Source organism: Acidobacteriota bacterium, assembly GCA_040752915.1.
Classification (GTDB): Bacteria; Acidobacteriota; UBA4820; order UBA4820; family DSQY01; genus JBFLVU01.
In genome coordinates this window covers 1-19,249 of the sequence record JBFMHB010000035.1, presented here as the reverse complement: position 1 = coordinate 19,249, position 19,249 = coordinate 1, and the positions used below count along the sequence as shown (strand labels likewise).

At 68.3% G+C, this 19,249-nt stretch carries 12 protein-coding genes; 8 read left to right on the top strand and 4 right to left on the bottom strand.

The features are described 5' to 3' along the window. Positions 1 to 74 precede the first annotated feature (74 nt). On the top strand, positions 75 to 1,919 hold the full coding sequence (locus AB1824_08060) for a carbon starvation protein A (GenBank protein ID MEW5764919.1): 1,845 nt from the start codon (positions 75 to 77) through the stop codon (positions 1,917 to 1,919). Positions 1,920 to 2,172: 253 nt separating this feature from the next. Then, entirely contained in the window at positions 2,173 to 5,061 is a 2,889-nt protein-coding gene (locus AB1824_08055; protein MEW5764918.1) for a PKD domain-containing protein, read from the top strand. Positions 5,062 to 5,172: 111 nt separating this feature from the next. Here AB1824_08055 and AB1824_08050 read toward each other — a convergent pair whose 3' ends face one another. From AB1824_08050 to AB1824_08040, 3 genes are all read right to left on the bottom strand, one after another. Next, a complete protein-coding gene (locus AB1824_08050; protein MEW5764917.1) occupies positions 5,173 to 6,744 on the bottom strand; it encodes a 4Fe-4S binding protein in 1,572 nt (523 codons plus the stop codon). Positions 6,745 to 6,760: 16 nt separating this feature from the next. Beyond that, positions 6,761 to 7,660 carry a DUF362 domain-containing protein gene (locus AB1824_08045; GenBank protein MEW5764916.1) on the bottom strand — a complete coding sequence of 300 codons (900 nt, stop codon included), beginning with the start codon at positions 7,658 to 7,660 and terminating at the stop codon, positions 6,761 to 6,763. A gap of 186 nt (positions 7,661 to 7,846) precedes the next feature. Then, positions 7,847 to 8,197 carry an STAS domain-containing protein gene (locus tag AB1824_08040; protein MEW5764915.1) on the bottom strand — a complete coding sequence of 117 codons (351 nt, stop codon included), beginning with the start codon at positions 8,195 to 8,197 and terminating at the stop codon, positions 7,847 to 7,849. Between the two features lie 147 nt (positions 8,198 to 8,344). Between AB1824_08040 and AB1824_08035 the strand changes: the two genes are divergently transcribed. The 4 genes from AB1824_08035 to AB1824_08020 all read left to right on the top strand — a co-directional run bounded on the left by AB1824_08035 (position 8,345) and on the right by AB1824_08020 (position 15,559). Beyond that, entirely contained in the window at positions 8,345 to 11,764 is a 3,420-nt protein-coding gene (locus tag AB1824_08035) for a protein kinase (protein MEW5764914.1), read from the top strand. 137 nt (positions 11,765 to 11,901) lie between these two features. After that, positions 11,902 to 12,513 carry an RNA-binding protein gene (locus tag AB1824_08030; GenBank protein ID MEW5764913.1) on the top strand — a complete coding sequence of 204 codons (612 nt, stop codon included), beginning with the start codon at positions 11,902 to 11,904 and terminating at the stop codon, positions 12,511 to 12,513. A 125-nt stretch (positions 12,514 to 12,638) separates the two neighbouring features. Beyond that, a complete protein-coding gene (gene speA, locus AB1824_08025) occupies positions 12,639 to 14,570 on the top strand; it encodes a biosynthetic arginine decarboxylase (GenBank protein ID MEW5764912.1) in 1,932 nt (643 codons plus the stop codon). 200 nt (positions 14,571 to 14,770) lie between these two features. After that, a complete protein-coding gene (locus AB1824_08020; protein MEW5764911.1) occupies positions 14,771 to 15,559 on the top strand; it encodes a transporter in 789 nt (262 codons plus the stop codon). 49 nt (positions 15,560 to 15,608) lie between these two features. Here the strand turns inward: AB1824_08020 and nfo are convergent, their stop codons facing one another. Beyond that, the gene (gene nfo, locus AB1824_08015) at positions 15,609 to 16,529 is read right to left on the bottom strand and encodes a deoxyribonuclease IV (protein ID MEW5764910.1); all 921 of its coding nucleotides are present in this window, start codon (positions 16,527 to 16,529) and stop codon (positions 15,609 to 15,611) included. Between the two features lie 345 nt (positions 16,530 to 16,874). Between nfo and glmS the strand changes: the two genes are divergently transcribed. Together glmS and AB1824_08005 are read left to right on the top strand one after the other, a co-directional pair. Further along, positions 16,875 to 18,665 (top strand): glutamine--fructose-6-phosphate transaminase (isomerizing), encoded by a 1,791-nt coding sequence (glmS, locus tag AB1824_08010; GenBank protein MEW5764909.1) that lies wholly within the window; start codon positions 16,875 to 16,877, stop codon positions 18,663 to 18,665. A 50-nt stretch (positions 18,666 to 18,715) separates the two neighbouring features. Next, positions 18,716 to 19,249 (top strand): flavin reductase family protein (locus AB1824_08005; protein MEW5764908.1); only part of this gene is annotated, 534 nt, incomplete at its 3' end.

The window sequence follows — 19,249 nt, the reverse complement described above, 5'->3', positions numbered from 1 at the left end:
GGCCGGGCCTCCCTCCTTGCGCCTCGAAGGCCGGGCGCGTACATTGTGGCCTTGCATCGGGGGAGGGGGGACTCATGAACTCGTTTCCCATCATGGTGGGCGCCCTGTGCGTCCTGGCGCTGGGGTACAGGTACTACAGCGCCTTCCTCGCGGCCAAGGCCCTCGCCCTGGATCCGAGCCGGGAGATGCCTTCGCACCGGTTCGAGGACGGCCACAACTACGTCCCCATGAACAAATGGGTCCTCTTCGGCCACCATTTCGCGGCCATCGCGGGCGCGGGCCCCCTCGTGGGCCCCGTCCTCGCCGCCCAGTTCGGCTGGGCGCCCGGGCTTCTCTGGCTCCTCGCCGGGTCCGTCCTCGCGGGGTGCGTCCACGACTTCACGATCCTCGTGGCCTCGGTCCGGCACAACGGCCGTTCCCTGCCGGAAATCGCCCGCGCAGAGATCGGGCCCGTGGCGGCCTTCACCGCCGGCATCGCCGTGCTCTTCATCGTCGTCGTGGCCCTGGCGGGGCTCGGCCTGGTGGTCGTCAACGCCCTGGCCGCCTCCCCCTGGGGCACCTTCACCATCGCCATGACGATCCCCATCGCCGTCGTGATGGGGCTCTACATGTTCAAGGTCCGGCCCGGAGCCATCAAGGGGCCCTCCCTCGCGGGCGTGGCGGCCTTGGTCCTCTGCGTCATCCTGGGAAAATACGTGGCGGCCTCCTCGTTCGCGGGGGCCTTCACCTTCAGCCACCATCAGCTGACCATCCTCCTGGCCCTCTACGGATTCGCCGCCTCGGTTCTGCCCGTCTGGCTCCTCCTGGCCCCGCGGGATTACCTCTCCTCCTACATGAAGGTGGGCACCATCTTCGCCCTCATCGCCGGCGTGCTCATCGTCCGGCCCGACCTGCACTTCGAGGCCTTCACCCGCTTCGTCTCCGGCGGCGGCCCCATCATCCCCGGGAAGCTCTTCCCCTTCATGTTCGTGACCATCGCCTGCGGAGCCATTTCGGGCTTCCATTCCCTCGTCTCCTCGGGAACCACTCCCAAGATGGTGGACAAGGAAACCGACACGCGCTTCATCGGCTACGGGGCCATGCTCATGGAGAGCCTCGTGGGCGTGGTGGCCCTCATCGCCGCCTGCTCGCTCCATCCCGGAGACTACTACGCCATCAATCTCTCCCCGGAGGCCTTTCAGGCCCTTGGCCTCGACACGGTGGACCTGGGCAGGCTCAACGCCGAGGTCGGCGAGGACGTGACGGGGCGGGCCGGAGGGGCGGTCACGCTGGCCGTGGGCATGGCGGAGATCTTCGGGGCCATTCCCGGCCTGCGGCCCTTCATGGCCATCTGGTACCACTTCGCCATCATGTTCGAGGCCCTGTTCATCCTGACGACCATCGACGCGGGCACGCGCGTGGCGCGTTTCCTCCTCCAGGAGTTCCTGGGCAATTACTACAAACCCATGGGGAACCCCTCCTGGCTCCCCGGCAACGTGGCCACCACGACGGTCATCTGCGCGGCGTGGGGCTACTTCATCTACACGGGCTCCGTTCAGACGATCTGGCCCATGTTAGGGACGGCCAACCAGCTCCTCGCCACCGTGGCCCTCGCCATCGGCACCACGTTTCTGGTGAACATGGGGAAGTCCCGGTATGCGTGGGCGACGGCGGTCCCCATGGTCTTCGTGGCCGTCACCACCCTCACGGCGGGAGCCCTGGGCATCGTGAACATCTACCTCCCCCTCGCCCGCAAGGCCGGGAAAGCCTTCCAGGGCTACCTTCAGGCCTCCCTCACGGCGATCATGATGGTCCTCGTGGTCGTGATCCTGGCCGACGCCCTGCGCCGCTGCATCGCCACTCTGAGGGGCCGCCCCATCCCCCCCAAGGCCTTCGGTCCCGCGCCCGTTCGGGAGGGCGTTCCCCAACGGTGCTGCTGAAGGGAAAGACGGCGAGCACCAGCGAGACCGGTAGCCCGAGCGAGCCATCGTTGGTGGCGCGGAGATCCGGCATATGGCCCTGCCTGTCCCGCGCCCTGGCGCCGCCAAGGATCCTGCGGATCTCGTTCTTTCACATCCATGGCCTCTCCATGGCTCGCGTTGCCGGGAACGTGCTCTTGAATTTGGCCTGAGAGGCCTATAATAACTTCAAGATCGGCGACGAAGTCATCCAGCCCGGCTCGGGGAGGGGTCCATGCGCGCGACGGAGAGAATCCTGATAGCGGTATGCATTGGGGTGTTGGCAGGGATGGCTTTGTGGGCGGCGGGGCCCGTGCAGACGGCGGGCCGGGGCCTGTGGGGGGAACTGGGTGACGGCAGCCGCGTCTGCTCCCCCTTTCCGGTGCAGGCGAACCTGCCCCAGAATGCGCTGGCCTTATCTCCGGGGGAGACCCACACCCTGGCGCTCCTCGAGGATGGCACGGTGTGGGCCTGGGGGGATAACACATACGGACAGTTGGGCGACGGTACTACCTCGTACCGGCCCACGCCCGGCGCCGTGCACCTTCTCTCGGGCATCACAAAGGTCCGGGCCGGGAACTGTTGCTCCTTCGCCCTGGACCCGAATCACAATCTGTGGGCCTGGGGATACAACGGCAGTGGCTGCCTGGGCGACGGCACCACCACGCACCGCTACGAACCTGTACAGGTGACGGGCCTCACGGACGTCCGCCAGGTCAGCGCAGGATTCGACCATACCGTAGCCTTGGACGGCGCGGGAACGGTCTGGACGTGGGGGGGCAATGCTTACGGGTACTTGGGGGACGGCACGACCACCCAAAGGCCCTCCCCCGCCCCCGTCGCCGGGCTGGGTCCCGCCCTCGCCGTGGCGGCCCACCTGTATACCACGTACGCCGTCTTGCAGGATGGGACGGTCTGGGCCTGGGGGTACAACGTTTACGGGGCCCTGGGGGATGGGACGGGGACGAACCGCGCCACGCCCGTCCAAGTCACGGGTCTGACGGGGGTGACGGGAATCGCCTCGGCCTACCTGTCCGCCGCGGCCCTCAAGGCCGACGGAACGGTATGGACGTGGGGAATGATCGCAACCCGGAACGTGCCCGGTCAGGTTTCCGGCCTCCCCCCCATCGCCTCCATCGCGGGGGGCTACCTCTGCTTCTTGGCCCTGGAGGCCGATGGGACGGCCTGGGGGTGGGGAAACAACGGGTACGGCCAGCTCGGGCGCGGCACGACCACGTCCGGATTCACTCCGGCGCCGGCGTCGGCCCTCGGAACGGCCTCCTCCCTGGCGGCCTTTGGAAAGACCGTGGGGGCCGTGAAACCCGACGGGAGCGCCTGGGTCTGGGGCGCCAACGATTCCGGGCAGCTCGGGGACGGTAGGACCTACGAGAGGTGGACCTTCGGCCCCGTGGCGGGATGCCAGCCTTTCTCCATGGTTTCGGGAGGGCACCAGCAAGCGGCGGCCCTCGCCGAGGACGGGACCGCCTGGGGGTGGGGCTACAACCTGAGCGGCCGGCTGGGAACGGGCCTCGACGAGACCCCGGCCTCCTCGCCCGTCCGGGCGGGAAGCCTGACGAACGTGGTCCACCTGTCGGAGGGAACCTCGCACACGACGGCCATCCGGTCCGACGGAACGGTCTGGTGGTGGGGGGGGTACCTCCAAGGCTACTCCTATGTTCCCTCTCAGAAGGCCGGGTTGAGCGACGCGCTCCAGGCGGCCTCCGGGGCAGATTTCTCCCTGGTTCTAAAATCGGACGGCACCGTATGGGGGTGGGGCAACAACGGCTCGGGGCGCCTCGGAGATGGAACCACCACCTCCACGACGACGCCCGTCCAGGTGAGCGGCGTGACGACGGCGGAGGACCTGGCCGCGGGAAGCGCGCATGGTCTGGCGCGGCTCGAGGACGGCTCGGTCGTGGCCTGGGGGGAGAACACCCGGGGGCAAATCGGGGATGGAACGACCACCGTCCGCCTCACACCCGTGCCCGTGACGGGCCTGCCTGGGCCTGCGGCGGCGGTCTTCGCGGGGGGGGAGGTGAGCTTCGCGGTCCTGGAGGACGGCACCCTCTGGGGGTGGGGCTACAACAACAAGGGGATGATCGGGGACGGTACGACGACCACGCGGACGAGCCCGGTGCTCGTGGGTGTAGGCGTGGTCTCCGTGGCCTGTTCGGGGACCCACACGGTGGCCCTGAAAGACGACGGGAGCGTCTGGGCCTGGGGCGACAACACGGGAGGAAAACTGGGGGACGGGACCACCGCCCAGCGCCTGACTCCGGTTCAAGTGGCGCCACCGGGGACCGCCTCGGCCGTGGGCGTGGGCAATGGATTCAGCGCCTACGTGGAGGAGGACTGCGCCGTAGGATGCACGGCCACCGTGCCCCGAGCGGGCGCCCCTGGGGCCAGCCTGACCTTCCAGGGAGGTGTGGCCGCGGCGGGATGCGTGGGCGCGCCCGCCTACGACTGGGACTTCGGGGACGGGTCGCCTCACTCCCTCGAGCCGATCACCGATCATGCCTACGTGGCCTCCGGCGACTATGCCTGGACCCTGGAGGTGATCCAGGGTGGACGGACGTGCCTGAGGCGCGGAAACGTGACCGTTGCGCCCTGCGTCCTCTCCTGCACCGCCACCGTTCCCGGACAGGCCCCGGTTCAATCGCCCGTTTCGTTCGCGGCCACGGCGGCGCTCAACCCCTTCTGCGACTCGGGGAGCCTCGCCTACGACTGGGACTTCGGGGACGGATCCGTCCATGGGACGGGTGCGTCGCCGTCTCACACCTATACGACTGCGGGGACGTACACCTGGACCCTAACGGTGTCGTGCAGTTCAATCACCTGCATCCGGACCGGGTCCGTCGCGGTGGTTCCTCCGCCCGGCGTCACGGCCATGGCCAAGAAGGCGAATCCCTTCCGGTTCATCGCCACGGGAACGAACCTTCAGAACGGCATCCGCGTCTTCATCAACGGCAGCGAATGGACGAACGTATCGTGGAAGAGCACCTCCAAGGTCGTTCTCAAGGGCGGCTCGGCCCTCAAGGCGGCCGTCCCGAAGGACACCGCCACGGAATTCGTCTTTCAGAATCCCGACGGCGGCACCCAGACCCTCACCTGGCAGTGGCCGTAGGAGAGATGGCCGACCCGGCGAGAAGACCGGAAGGGCCATGAAACACGAAGGAGAGGGCGGCGCCGTTGGGCCGCCCTCTTCGCGTTCCCGGCGGCAAGGCCTCCGGCTCGGTCACTGAAGCAGCAACTGGTTGTCCGGGTTCCGGCTCTCGCCGGTGCTCGTGACGTAGATGGCGGGACGGTCGAGGACGGGACACTTGGCCTCGCAGATGCCGCACCCGATGCAGAGGTCGAGGTCCACCCGCGGGCGCTTGAGGTGGATCTCTGCGCCGCCGCGGGTTCGCTCGGTGGTCTCCTCGAACCAGACGGCCTTGGTGGGGGTGGGGCAGACCTCCTCGCAGACGATGCAGGGCGTGCCGTGGGCCCAGGGGAGGCACCGCGAGCGGTCCACGGCGGCCAGCCCGATTTTCACCTTGACCTTCTCGTCGCGCGGGAGCTTCTCGATGGCCCCCGTGGGGCAGACCTGTCCGCAGAGGGTGCAGTTGTACTCGCAGTAGCCGATGCGCGGGACGAGGACCGGCGTCCAAAGCCCCTCCAGACCCGCCTCCAGCAGAGCGGGCTGGAGCCCTCCCGTCGTGCAGACCTTCATGCACTCTCCGCACTTGACGCACCGCTCGAGGAACGCCTCTTCGGGGAGAGCGCCGGGCGGACGCAGGAGAAGCGGGTGGGGACGGCCGTCGCGGGGGGAAGGGGCCACTCTCAAGATCGGCACGGCCGCGGCGCCGGCCGCGGCGGCAAGGAGGATGCGCCGTCGGGAAAGGTCCGCGCCGTCCGGGGCGGGCTTCTCGGAGAGGCCGAAGGATGCAGAGGAGGTGGGGCAGGCGTCGCCGCAGTTGAAACAGGCGACGCATTCGGAGGGACGCCAACCTTGTCCCTCGCCCGTGCTGGCCCCTCCCTGGCACCCGTGGTCGCAAAGGCCGCAGGAGGTGCACCCCTCGCTCACGGTGCGCTTCAGCAAGGACCAGCGCCCCACGAGGCCCAGCAAGGCGCCCAGGGGGCAGAGGTAGCGGCACCAGAACCGGCGCTCCACGAGGTTCAGCGCGAGGACGCCGAGGAAGATCGCGCCGATCAGCGCCCCCTGGGCGAAGCGGGGCGGCTGGAAGGCGAGGACGGTCCTCTGGAGGAACGAGGCGGCGCCTTCGGCGACGGCCCGGAAGAACGCCCCGTCCGGGGCGTACAGGATGTCCAGGAGGGAGTTCAGGCCGGCGTTGAGGGCCGGATGGACGCCGAGGGCCAGAGAGCGGACCGTGAGGGAGAGGGGGTCCAGTACGCCGACCCACTGGAACCCGAAGGCGGCGGCGGCCAGGAGGCCCACGAGCATCAGATACTTGAGGTGGAACCAGCCCCGGAGCCGGGGGCGAGCGGGCCACTTGCGGAGGGCCCCCACGAGGTGGTTCAGCGTCCCCAGGGGGCAGATCCAGCCGCAGAAGACCCGCCCCAGGAGCGCCGTCAGGAGAAGAGTTGCGAGGGAGAGCCAGAAGGCGCCCACGAGGGCGTGGGAGGAAAGGAGGGCCGTGAGGAAGAGGAGGGGATCGAAGTCGAGAAAGAGCTTGACCGGGTAGCCGAGTTGGTCCGCCCCCTTCTGCTCCGTCTGCAGGAAGAGGAAGAAGAACAGGAGCAGGAAGAGGGCCTGGACGGTCCTCCTCGCCCAGACGGTACCGCTCGCGGTTCTTTGGCGCTTCAAACCGCCCCCCGAGGGATCAGAGGTCCACGCGCTTCATGGACACCTTGGATAGGTCCATGGTGCCCAGGCCGCGGCGCGCCGCGTTGGCGATGTAGCCGATCTCCGACGGTACCCGCCCCATGAGCGTCGCCCCGAAGGCATCCACCGCCACGACGTCCGTGCCGGCCGCCACGGTGTCGAGGGACTTCACGTCATCCAGGCTGCCCCCCTGGGGTCCGTGGGCGGTGAGGACGCGCATCGCGTCGAGGACCGTCAGGCAGGGCTTGATCACTCCGGCGAGGTCCACGAGGGACGGATGGATGTTCTGATGGATCCGCCCCCGGGAGCCGCCCATGATCCCCATCCAGTTCTTCAGCCCGAGAGTGAGGCCGGACAGGCCGTGGTGTTTGGCGATGGGGACGTTGATGACCTTGTCCGCCTCCAGAAGGTCCTGGTAGAGGGGCCAGGTCTGGAGGGCCTCGCCGCGGATCGTCACCTCTTTGAAGCGGCGGTCGTCCACGAAGGAGACCTCGGCGCCGGCCCTCCGCGCGAGGGGGGCGATGCCGCTTTGCTCGTAACAGCGGCGCGGGTCGTTGCACGTGCGGTCGAAAACCTTGACCTTCTTCGCGCCCGCCTCCAGGCAGAGGGCGACGAGCGTGGCCACGACCAGGGGATTCGTGTTGGCCGCCTGCTCGGGGGTTCGGTCCCACCCGATATTGGGTTTGACCACCACGATGTCGCCCTTGGAGACGAACCTCCGCATGCCTCCGAGAGCATCCACGGCGGCGCGCGTCGTCTTTTCGGGAGAGCCTCCATGGGCCACGGCGAGGTCCGGATGGGGCGAAGCGGCGGCGAGGAGACTCGGCGCGGCGGCCGAGGCCGCCAGGGCGGCGGCGGCGCCCGCCGTGGTCTTCAGGAATCGTCTTCGGTCGTTCATGGTCTCTCTCCGGCGGCGAGACGCGGAACCCGTCAAGCGGAGGCGCCCCCGGAAGGATCAGGGGCGCCCGCGCTTACGGACGGCTCATCTCAACCCGAATGTAGGGGGGAGGGCCACCCAATGCCACCTCCCGATTGACCTGGCCGGCACGGTGGATGATCTGCCCCATGACGTCTGCGCAGACGTTCACTTTTCGAAGGAGCCCGCCGCCTCGGCGACGGAGTCGTAGGATTCGAAGACGCTGGTGAGCTTGGTGATGACCAGAAGGTCCCTGACCTTGCGCGTGAGGTTGGCCAGTTTCAAGACGGACCCCCGGTTGCGCGCCGTGGTGTAGGCCGCCACGAGTTCGCCGAGTCCCGTGGAGTCCATGCCCGGGACGGCCGCCAGATCGATGACGATGCGGGACTTTCCTTCGGCGAGGAGGTCCTGAATGAGGTCGCGCAGGGTCTTGTCTCCGCCGCCCATGCTGATGGGGCCGCTCAGGGCCAGGACCACGGCGCTGCCTTCCGTGTACCGCTTCCACTTCAGGTCGGCCATGGGGTGCCTCCTTTCGGTTCCCCCGGAGGAACGCGGGGCGCCCCGGGTCCGCGTCGGGGGATATGCACAAGTATACGGCAGGCGTGGCCGTCTGGTTCCGGCAGGTCCGCCCGGCGTGCTACCGTAAGGTCGAAGAGGGGGGCGTCCATGACGGAAGACCGCCGGCGCGGTCGTGTGGAAGAACGGATCCTGCAGAAGGCCTTTTCGCGGGGCTGGCTGGGTGCCGACGTCCAGGCGGAGGCATCGGGCCGGGAGGCCGAAGCTCTCGTGGAAGGGCTCGTCCAGAGCGGACGGCTCACCATCGGCCAGGTCCTGTCCCTGACTCGGGAGGTTCTCGAGGATCCGGGTGAGACCGCGCGGTGGACCGGGCCGACCACCCCCCCACGAGGGATTCCGGCGGGCCCCTATCTGGACCGGGACGCTTCGGACCCCGGATCCTCTCCCTGGCCCGCCTTTGAGTCGGGACTCCAGGACCGCGCGCGGGGCACGATCCAGGGTGAGGCCAGGCCCCGGTACACGCTCCTCGAACCCCTGGGCGCCGGGGGGATGGCGGAGGTGGTCAAGGCCTATGACCAGCAGCTCCAGAGAAACGTGGCCTTGAAGTTCCTCCATATCCAGCATCCCGCGCTGACGGAACGGCTGTTGCGGGAGGCCCGGCTTCAGGCCCGGGTGGAGCACCCCGACATCTGCCGGGTCTACGATGCCGGAGAACTCGACGGAAGGCCCTACATCGCCTTTCAGCTCGTGGACGGGCCCACCCTCGATCGGGCCTCGTCGGAGCTGCGTTTGGAGGAAAAGGTCCTCCTCCTCCGAAGGGTGGCGGAAGCGGTCCACGCGGCCCACCGGCTCGGCCTCATCCACCGGGACTTGAAGCCGTCCAACGTCCTCGTGGAAAAGACGGAAGATGGCTGGCACCCCTACGTCACCGATTTCGGTCTGGCCAAGGAGGTCGCGGCGCCGAGCCTCTCGGTCTCCGGCTCCATCACGGGCACGCCCCACTACATGGCTCCGGAGCAGGTCCGGGGAGAGGTGCACGCCGTGGACCGCAGGACCGACGTCTACGGCCTTGGGGCCACTCTCTTCGAACTCCTTTGCGGGCGCCTGCCCTTCGAGGGCGACGCCGCCGTCGACGTGATGGTGAAGGTCCTCGCCGACGAGCCGCCCGCTCCCCGTTCCCTTCGTCCGTCGATCCCGCGGGACCTGGACACCATCGTCCTGCGCTGCCTCGAGAAGGACCCGAACCGCAGGTACGAATCGGCGCGGGCCCTCGCGGAGGACCTCGGGCGCTTTCTCGACGGATCCCCCATCGAGGCCCGTCGAGCGGGAGCGGGCTACCGGCTGTGGAAGATCGTCCGGAGGAACCGCCTTCTGGCGGCGGTCAGCGCCGCGGCCCTGGCGTCGGTCCTCATCCTGGGGGGGTTATGGATCCAGGCCCGCCTTCGCGCCGCGGAGCAGGCGCGGGCCGCGCAACGCTTCGGGCGGGACCTGGAACAAGCCGAATCGGTGCTCCGCTTCGGCCGCCTCCTCCCCCTTCACGACACGCGTCCCGAGAAGAGCCTGGTCCTGGAGAAGGTCAAGAGGATCGAGCGGGACATGTCCGAGCTGGGGGCTCCGGCCCAAGGCCCGGGAAACGCCGCCATCGGGCGGGCGCTCCTTGCGCTCGAGCGTTACGAGGAGGCCCGGATCCGCCTCGAGCGCGCCTGGGAGCTCGGATACCGGGAGCCCGGTGCGGCGTACGCCCTGGGTCGGGTCCTTGGAGCCCTGTACCAGGTGGAACTGGCTCAGACCGCCCGCCTCGGCGGGAAGGAACTGAAGGAGGCGCGGCGCAAGGAAATCGAGGGGAGCCTCCGGGATGCGGCGCTCCGGTTTCTGGCGCTGGGTCGGACGTCGGAAGTGGATTCGGCGGCCTACCTGGAGGGACTCTTCGCCCTCTACGAGGGGCGCACGGAGGAGGCCATCGCACGGGCCGGCGAGGCGGAGAAGGCCCTTCCCTGGCTCTACGAAGCGGCCCTCCTGAGGGGAGACGCCCGCCTGAAGCAGGCCCTGGACGCCCAGGACAGGGGGGATTGGGAGGCCTGCCTCGCCGCGCTGGCCCTGGCCCGGGAGGCGTACCTGCGGGGGGCGGAAACGGGCCACAGCGATGCCCGGCTTCACGCCGCGGCCGCCTCGACCTGGGTCCTCGAAATGGAGGTCCACGCCGCCCGCGGGTCGGACCCCGAGGAGGCCTACGTCGCCGCCATTCGGACCTGCGATCGGGGACTGGTTGCGGACCCCGACCATGCACGGCTCCACAACGTCGCATCCCGCGCGCACCTGGTGGCCGCCCAGCACCGGGCCTCCACGGGTGGGCCCGCGGGACCGGTTTTCGAACGGGGAATCGCCTCGGCCCTTGCCGCCCAGTCGCTGGACGCCAGCGATGCGGAGGCGCCTCGAAACCTGGCCCTGGCGTACTTCCGGATGGGCGAGTGGGCCTCGGGGGCTGGGCAGGACCCCTTTCCGCTGTGGGACAAGGCCGTGGAGGCCTGCGGACGCTCGCTCACCCTCAGCCCGGGAGATCCCTATGCCCTGAACACGCTCGGTTTGACCCACTGGAGGAGGGCGGACCAGGAAATGTCGCGGGGCATGGACCCCCGGGTGAGCCTGGGGAGGGCCGCCGAGGCCTTTCGCCGGGCCCTGGCCCCACGGCCGTTTTTCGTGTACCTGATCAATCTGGGCAATGTCTACCTGTTCCGGGCCATGTACGAAATGGAACAGGACCACGATCCCGGGCCTTCCCTGGATGAGGCGATTCGCAACTACGAGGCGGCGGCGTCCTTGAATCCGAGCATGTCGCAGTGTTTCAGCAACCTCGGATCGGCCTACTTGAAACGCGGGGAGTGGCAAATGGGCCACGGGGAGGACCCCATGCCCTCCTTCCTGAAGGGAAGGGAAAACCTGCAGAAGGCCGTCGAATTGAACCCGAACCGGCCAGCTGGCCACTATAACCTTCACACCTGCTGCCTGGCGGTCTCCGTTCAGGAGATGCGCGCCGGGAAAAGCCCCGAGGTCTGGCTCAAACAGGCCCGCGAAGCCCTGGCCCGGGCCCTGGCGCTCCGCCCCGGCTTCCACGAATACCTGCGGGCCCAGGGGGAAGTGGATCTCTACATGGCCCGGTGGAGGATGCGGGCGGGGGGGGACCCGGAACCCCATTTCCGCGCCGCCGAGGCGGCCTTCGAGGCGTCCTTGAAGGCCAACCCCGCCTCGCCCCACACGTTTCTGAACGTGGCGCAGGGCCACCGCATTCGGGCCGAATGGCTCGGCGAAAGGGGGAGGAGCGGCGCCGGGGAGGTGCAAAAGGGCCTCGCGGCGGCGGAGAAGGCACTCCGGTTGAATCCGGGAATGCACCAGGCCCTAGGCGAAAAGGGCGCCCTGCTTCTCGCGCGGGCTTCGGCGGCGTCGGGGGAGGAGCGGCGCCGGACCGCCACGGAGGCGGTGAAGATCCTGGAGGAGGCTCTGGCGGCGGATCCCTCGCTGGTGCCCGACCTGCAGAGCCGGTTGGAGGAGGCGCGGAGAATCGCCGGGCCATGAGACGACGGGGTGGACAAGGGGAGAACCGAGGCCGGTCGGGGACGATTGACGTACGACCGCGTTTTGGTACACTCCCCGAGGTGAATGCGTCGCGGCGCGGCGCCGGGCGCCCAGGTTTGTCCTGAAGAGGAGGAGAGATGTCCGTCCGGTTGTTTGTCGGAAACCTTCCCTACGACGTGACGGAGGAAGAGCTCAAACAGCACTTCGAGCAGGTGGGGCCCCTCTCGTACGTCTATCTCCCGGCGGACCGCGAAACCGGAAGGCTCAGGGGATTCGCGTTCATCGAATTCAGTGAGCGGGAACAGGCCGACGAGGCCGTCCGGCGGCTCAACAATCAGCCTCTTCGGGGCCGGCCCCTGACCATCAACGAGGCGCGCGCCCGGGACGCCTCCGCCCCCCCTCGCCCCAGGGACGGAGGCCCGCCCCCCTCCAGGCCGGGAGGCGGCTTCTCGCCCCGGCCTCCGGGCCCTCGCCCCATGGGTCCGCGGCCCTCCGCCTGGGCGCCGCCCGAGGATGGAGAGGCGGAGGCGCGCCGGGGAAAGACCGGCGGCGGGCGGACCTTCGGTCCGGACGCCCCCGCCAAGAAGCGGAAGTGGGAGAAATCCGACAAGGCTCCAAAGGGCATTCGGAGGCGGCTGGACGAGAAGGTCCGCTACAGCGAGATCGACGACCCGGACGACGATTTCGACAACTTCCGGGGGGACAACATCGCGATCAAGGCCTCCGATGACGACGAAGGGCTGGAGTAACCTTCCGGACGTCCCCCGGGGCCCGTCCCGGGATCCACGCGCTCACGAACCCGTTTCCAACCGAGCCGGTGCGGTTCCGCCGGTAGGCTCCGCCGCGGGCCCCCCCGCGACGTGGAGGTGAGGCCATGGTGCAGAGGATCAAGCTGAAGGACCAGACCGCCCTGCCCAAGTGGTCCATCGAGGAATCGCGCGAGCTGTACAACATCCCCGAGTGGGGCAAGGGGTTTTTCGAGATCAACGAGCGGGGCAACGTCGTCGTCCTCCCCGACAAGAACCGCCAGCGGTCCCTCGACATCAAGGCGCTTGTGGACGCCCTGACGGACCGGGGGCTGAGCCCGCCCCTGCTCATCCGGTTCACGGACATCCTCAGGAAGCGCATCGAGGAACTGCAGGGCGCCTTCGATCGGGCCATCCGGGAGTACGAGTACGGGGGGCGTTACCACGGCGTCTATCCCGTCAAGGTCAACCAGAACCGGCAGGTGGTCGAGGACATCGTGGAGTTCGGACGGGAGTGGAACTTTGGGCTCGAGGCAGGGACCAAGGCCGAGCTGCTCATCGTGCTCGCCTCCCTGGACAACGAGAAGGCGCCCATCGTCTGCAACGGGTACAAGGACGACGAGTACGTGGAAATGGCGCTCTGGGCCACGAAGATGGGGCGCCGGGTCTTTCTCGTGGTGGAAAAGCCCTCCGAACTCGACCTCGTGATCAAGTGGGCCAGGAGGCTGAGGGTCAAACCGTACATCGGCGTGCGCGCCAAACTCTCCGCGAGGGGGCGGGGAAAGTGGGAGAGCTCCGGCGGGGACAAGTCCAAATTCGGGCTTTTCCCCTCGGAGATCCTGGACGCCGTGGAGAAGCTCAAGGCCCTCGGCATGGAGGACCGGCTCCAGCTCATCCATTTTCACCTCGGCTCCCAGATCACTTCGATCCAGAGCATCAAGGACGCCATGCGGGAGTCGAGCCGAATCTTCGCGGAACTCGTGCGCCTCGGTGTCCCCATCCGCTATTTCGACGTGGGGGGCGGCCTCGCCGTGGACTACGACGGGAGCAAGACGAACTTCTCCTCCAGCGCCAACTACTCCATGGAGGAGTACGCCAGCGACGTGATTTCCGCCCTGTCGGAGATCTGCGCCGAGAAGGGCATCCAGCACCCGCACATCATCTCGGAGAGCGGGAGGGCCCTGGTGGCCTACCACTCGGTCCTCGTCTTCAACGTCCTGGGCAGCAGCGAACTCATGGACGAGAACCTCACCATCGAAATCCCCGAGGGCGTGCCCGAGGGGGTGGAAAACCTGGCGGAGGTACTCAAGGGCCTCTCCGTGAAGAACTTCCAGGAGTCCTATCACGACGCCCTTCAGATCCGCGACGAAACCCTCACGCTCTTCAACGTCGGGATGATGTCCCTCCAGCACCGGGCGCTCGTGGAGCGTCTGTTCTGGGCCGTCTGCTTCAAGATTTCGAAGATCATCCACACGCTGGATTACGTCCCCGACGAGCTCGAGCACCTCGACCGCTTCATCAGCGACACGTACTACGGCAACCTTTCGGTCTTCCAGAGCCTCCCCGACCACTGGGCGGTGAAGCAGCTCTTTCCCATGTGCCCGATCCACCGGCACAGGGAGAAGCCGTCCCGCAAGGCCACCATCGCGGACATCACCTGCGATTCGGACGGGAAGGTGGACCAGTTCGTGGACCTCCACGACGTGCGGAACACGATTGACCTCCATCCCCTTGAGGCCGGGAAGCCCTACTACGTCGGCGTCTTCCTCGTGGGGGCCTACCAGGAGGCCCTGGGGGACTTGCACAACCTGTTCGGGGACACCAACACGGTCCACGTCTCCGTGACGGGACGCAACAAGTACCGTATCGACAAGACCATCGAGGGAGACCGGGTGCGGGACGTCCTCTCCTACATGCAATACCAGAAGCGGGACGTGATGAACGCCATCCGGGCCGCCGTGGAGGAGAGCATCGACAAGCGGAGGATTTCCATCAAGGAGTCGGCCCGCATCAAGCGCTTTCTCGAAGACGGCCTCGAGGGGTACACCTACCTGGAGTAGATCAAAGGCCGTGGCCACCAGGAAGGGGCGGAAGCCGGGGCCGCGGGCCCCCCGCCTCGGGTCGGACGCGGCCGGTGAAGGCCATTCACGGCGACTTTCGGACGCTCTCCCGCCCGGGTTTTCCCCCGGCTTGACAACGGCCCCGAGATGCCTATACTGCATATCTGAGCACACGCTCAGATATGCAGGAGGGAGGCCGAATGCCTAGGAACAAGCTGCCGAGGAGAGGGGGGGCGCCGCGCGCGCGCATGCGGGCTCTCTGCCTGCCCCTGCTCCTTGCCGTCCCCGTCGCGGCCTGGGCGGGCAGGCCGTTCGTGACCGAAGACGCGTGCGTGTCGGAAAAGGGGGAGGTTTCCCTGGAGGCGGGATTCGAGACGTGGGAGACCGAGGAGAAGGGCCGGGACCGGGTCTGGGTCGTGGTCCCGGCGGTGGGTGTCGGAGGCGGCGTGGAGCTCTTTGCGGAGGTCCCCTTCGTGACCCTCGAAGGTCCGCGCGGAGAGTCTGAACGTGGATTCGGGGACCTGGTCTTGGGCGCGAAGGTCCGACTGGTCCGCGAGGAGACGGGGCGTCCGGGGCTTGCCCTCCGGTTTGCCTGGAAGACCCACACGGCGGACGCGCGCATGGGGCTGGGGACGGGGGACAACGATCTGTCGGCCGTCCTGGGCGCCTCCAAGAGCCGTGGCCGTTCCACCCTGCACCTCTCGGTGGGGTTCACGCGGGAGGGCGATCACCTGAACGGGGCCGTGCGAGACTACGCCTTCTACGGGGGCGCCCTGGAAGCGCGCCTCTCGGAGAGGGTCCAGTTGTGCCTCGAGGTCCAGGGCAGCCAGAACCCGGAGAGGCACCTCAGGGAGAACCCGACCTTCGCCCTCGTGGGCCTGAGCCTGCGGGCCGCGGAGAACCTGGTCCTGGATCTGGGCTACCGCCGCGCCCTGCGCGGCCCCGGCCCGAGGGACGCCGTCTTGTGCGGCCTCAGCCTGTGCTTCTGAGAGGAGGGAGGATGGGGCCCCTGCGGGAGGACCGGCCGACGGGCGGGACCTAGCCGGAATCGCCGGGCCCGGAGTCACCCTCGAGGGAGTAGAGGAGGTCGATTTCCCGTTCCCACCGATCGGGCTCGGGCGTCTCCAGAATGAGCGGGATTCCATCAAAGCGAGGGTCCCGCATGATAAAGCGGAAGGGCTCGAGCCCCAGCTCGCCGTCCCCAATAGGCGCGTGGCGGTCCAGGTGACTCCCCAGCTTTCCCTTGCAGTCGTTCAGGTGCCATCCGCAAAGGTTGGACAGGCCCACGGTCCGATCGAACTCCTTCATGACCGCGTCGAAGGCCTCTGGGCTCCTCAAATCGTATCCCGCCGCGAAGAGGTGGCAGGTGTCCAGGCAGACGCCGGTCCTCGACCGGTCCTCGACCCGGTCGAGGAGCGCCGCGATCTCCTCGAAGGTGCTCCCCATGTAGCCGCCCTGGCCGGCGGTGCATTCGAACACGGCCGACACGCCGCGCGTTCTCTGCAGGGCCAGGTTGACCGATTCGGCGATGCGCTCCAGGCAGTCCGCCGGGGCCATCTGCTTCAAGTGGCTTCCGGGATGGAAGTTGAGGAGCTTCAGGCCGAGGAGTTCGCAGCGCCGCATTTCGTCCAGGAACGCCTCCCGGGAGCGCGAAAGGCCCGCCGGATCGGGATTGCCCAGGTTGATCAGGTACCCGTCGTGGGGGAGGACCTTGTCCAGGTCGAAGCCGTGGGCCTCGCAGTTCCGCCGGAAGGCTTCGGCCTGCTCTCCGGTGAGGGGTGGGGCGGACCACTGTCTCTGGTTCTTGACGAAGAGGGCGAAGGTCCGGGCGCCGATGGCCGCCGCATTGAGGGGGGCGTTCTCGACGCCTCCCGTGGTGCTCACGTGGGCTCCCACCCACTTGCGGGAAGTCGGTGTCGCCGCGCGTCGAGCCGAGGGTGTCTTCTTCGATGATGCCATCCCATGTCCTCCCGGGTCGGTTCCCGGTATACAATGAACCGCCCCGTCGGGGCAAGAAGGGAGTGTCTCCCCCCGCTCCCGCGATGGGGCGCGACCAGCCACAATGAGATCAGGGAGGAGAGCGAGTTGGGCCAAGGCGTGGGTTCCCCCGAGAGGGGATCGGAGTGACCTCGTGCCGAGGGGGGGAGCGCACCGAGGGTGGGGTGAGGTTTCGCCTGAGCCGTCCGGGGAGCGGGCCGGCAAGGGCCCTCCCCGTCCAGAAGAGAAGAGGGGTGTCCACCAGGACGCCGGTCAATGGCCGGGCCAGGGTTCGTTCCATCGCGCAGACGAGGAGTCCAAACAAACATGTGCGGCATTTTCGGAATCGTGACGGAGCAGGAGCAAGAACTGGGTCAGATTCTGAGGGACGCGGGCCGGAGGCTGTCCTATCGGGGCTACGATTCGGTGGGCTTCGCGGTGCTTCCCGACGCAGGTCCCGTGGACCTGCGCAAGGACGTCGGGAAGGTGGACGAGGTGGCCGACCGGTACCGCGTCGGGGACATGCGGGGCCGGAGGGGGATGGTCCAGCTCCGGTGGGCCACCTTCGGAGCGCCCTCGCAGGTCAACGCCCAGCCTCATCTGGACTCGGACGGCTCCATGGTGGGCGCCCACAACGGCAACGTCGTGAACAACGTGGAGCTTCGGGCGCGTTTCCTCGCCGAGGGCCTCACCGTGCGCTCCACCAACGACGGGGAATCCTGCGTCCACGCCGTGGAGCGCCACCTCAGGCAGGGGCTGTCCATGGTGGACGCGATCCGCGGCGCTTACGCCGATCTGCACGGCGATTACGCCTTCCTCGTGGGGCGCCGGGGGGAAGACCGTCTCTGGGCCCTCAAGAAGGGGTCGGGACTGGTGGCGGGGCTCGGAGAGGGTTTCACGTGCGCGGGCTCCGACCTTCCGTGCCTTCTCCCGCTCACGCGGCGCGTGGTCCGCGTCCAGGACGGGGAGATCCTGGAACTCTCGGCCGATCGGGTCCGGATCTTCCAGGTGGAAGATGGGGTGGAGGTGGACCGCCTCCCGGAAGAGGTCACCGAGTCCATGGAGGCCGCCGAGAAGGGCGGGTTTCCGCACTTCATGCTCAAGGAGATCCACGAGCAGCCCAAGGTGGCGGCCGACCTGATCCATCTCCTGGCCGATTCTCCCCACGTGAAGCCCTTCGCGCGCCGGGTGAAGGCCGCGAGGAACCTGTACCTGGTGGGATGCGGGACGAGCTACCACGCGTGCCTGCTGGGGGCCGTGTATCTCGCGCGCCTCGCGGGGCGGCCGGCCATCCCCGTGCTGGCGCCCCAGTTCCTTCCCCAGTACGCCTCCACCGTCGGTCCGGAGGACGTGGTCCTGTGCGTCAGCCAGAGCGGGGAAACCAAGGACGTCCTGAACGCCATGGAGGCGGCCCGCCTCGGGGGAGCGCAGATCCTCGGGCTCGTCAACGTCCTCGGCTCCACCCTCATGAACGTGAGCGACCGCTACCTCCCCCTGGCGTGCGGGTACGAGATCAGCGTGCCGGCCACCAAGACCTTCGTGAACACCGTCATCGCCTTCCTCTGCGTGGCGCTGGTCGCCGGGGGCCACGACACGGCTCCCCTCGCAGAACTCCCCGCGCTGCTGGAGCGGACGCTGGAGCAGACGGACCCGCTCATCCTGGAGGCCGCGGAGCGGCTCCGCGACAAGGACGACCTGTACTGCCTCGGCTACGGCCTGACCTACGCCATCGCCCTCGAAGGGGCCCTGAAGCTCAAGGAGATCACCTACGCCCACTGCGAGGGAATGCTCTCGACGGAATTCAAGCACGGCCCCCTGTCGGCGGTGCGGGAGGGCTTTCCGGTGCTCTTCGTGGCGGGGCCCGAGGACGTGCCCCTCATGGTCAGCGGGGTGAACGAATGTGCCTGCCGCGGGGCGGAGACCCTGGCCGTGGCCGAACCCGACGAGCGCCTCAAGGCGAACGTCCGCCACTTCCTCCCCCTGCCGGTTTCCGGGCCCCTCTTCGCGCCCATCCTGTCCGTGCTCCCCCTGCAGGTCCTGGCCTATCGGATCAGCGTGGCCCGCGGGGTGGACCCCGACTTTCCGAGGAACCTCAGCAAGACCTTGACGGTGGATTGAGGGAAGAGCCGAGTCGCGCCGGGCGGGCCTCCGGCGGGGAGGGGAGAAAGATGATCTCGCGGGACCTCGATGGGGCGTCGCGCAAGGACGTGTACAGGATCCTCTCGAGCCTGGTGATCCCGAGGCCCATCGCCTGGATCCTCACCCAGGGCCGGGAGGGGACCTCGAATCTGGCTCCCTTCTCGAGCTTCATGGGGATCTTCAACCCGCCGGCCCTGGCGGTCGCCTTCGGCCGGAAGAGCGACGGCTCGCTGAAGGACACGCACCGAAATCTGCGTGACACGGGGGAGGCGGTGGTTCACCTGGCCGACGGGACCCTGCTCGAAGCCCTGCACGCCACGGGCGAGGAGCTGCCCTACGGGGTAAGCGAGGCGGTCCGCCTCGGCCTGGAAACGCTGCCGTCGGACCGCGTACGGCCGCCGAGGCTGGCGGCGGCGCCGGTGGCCCTGGAATGCCGCCTCCGCCAGGAATTGGTTCTGGACGCCCGGTGCGATCTCGTGCTCCTCGACGTTCTTCGCGCGCACGCCGCCGAGCGGATCTGGAACGCGGAACTCGACTGCGCCGACGGCGGAATGTGGGACCCC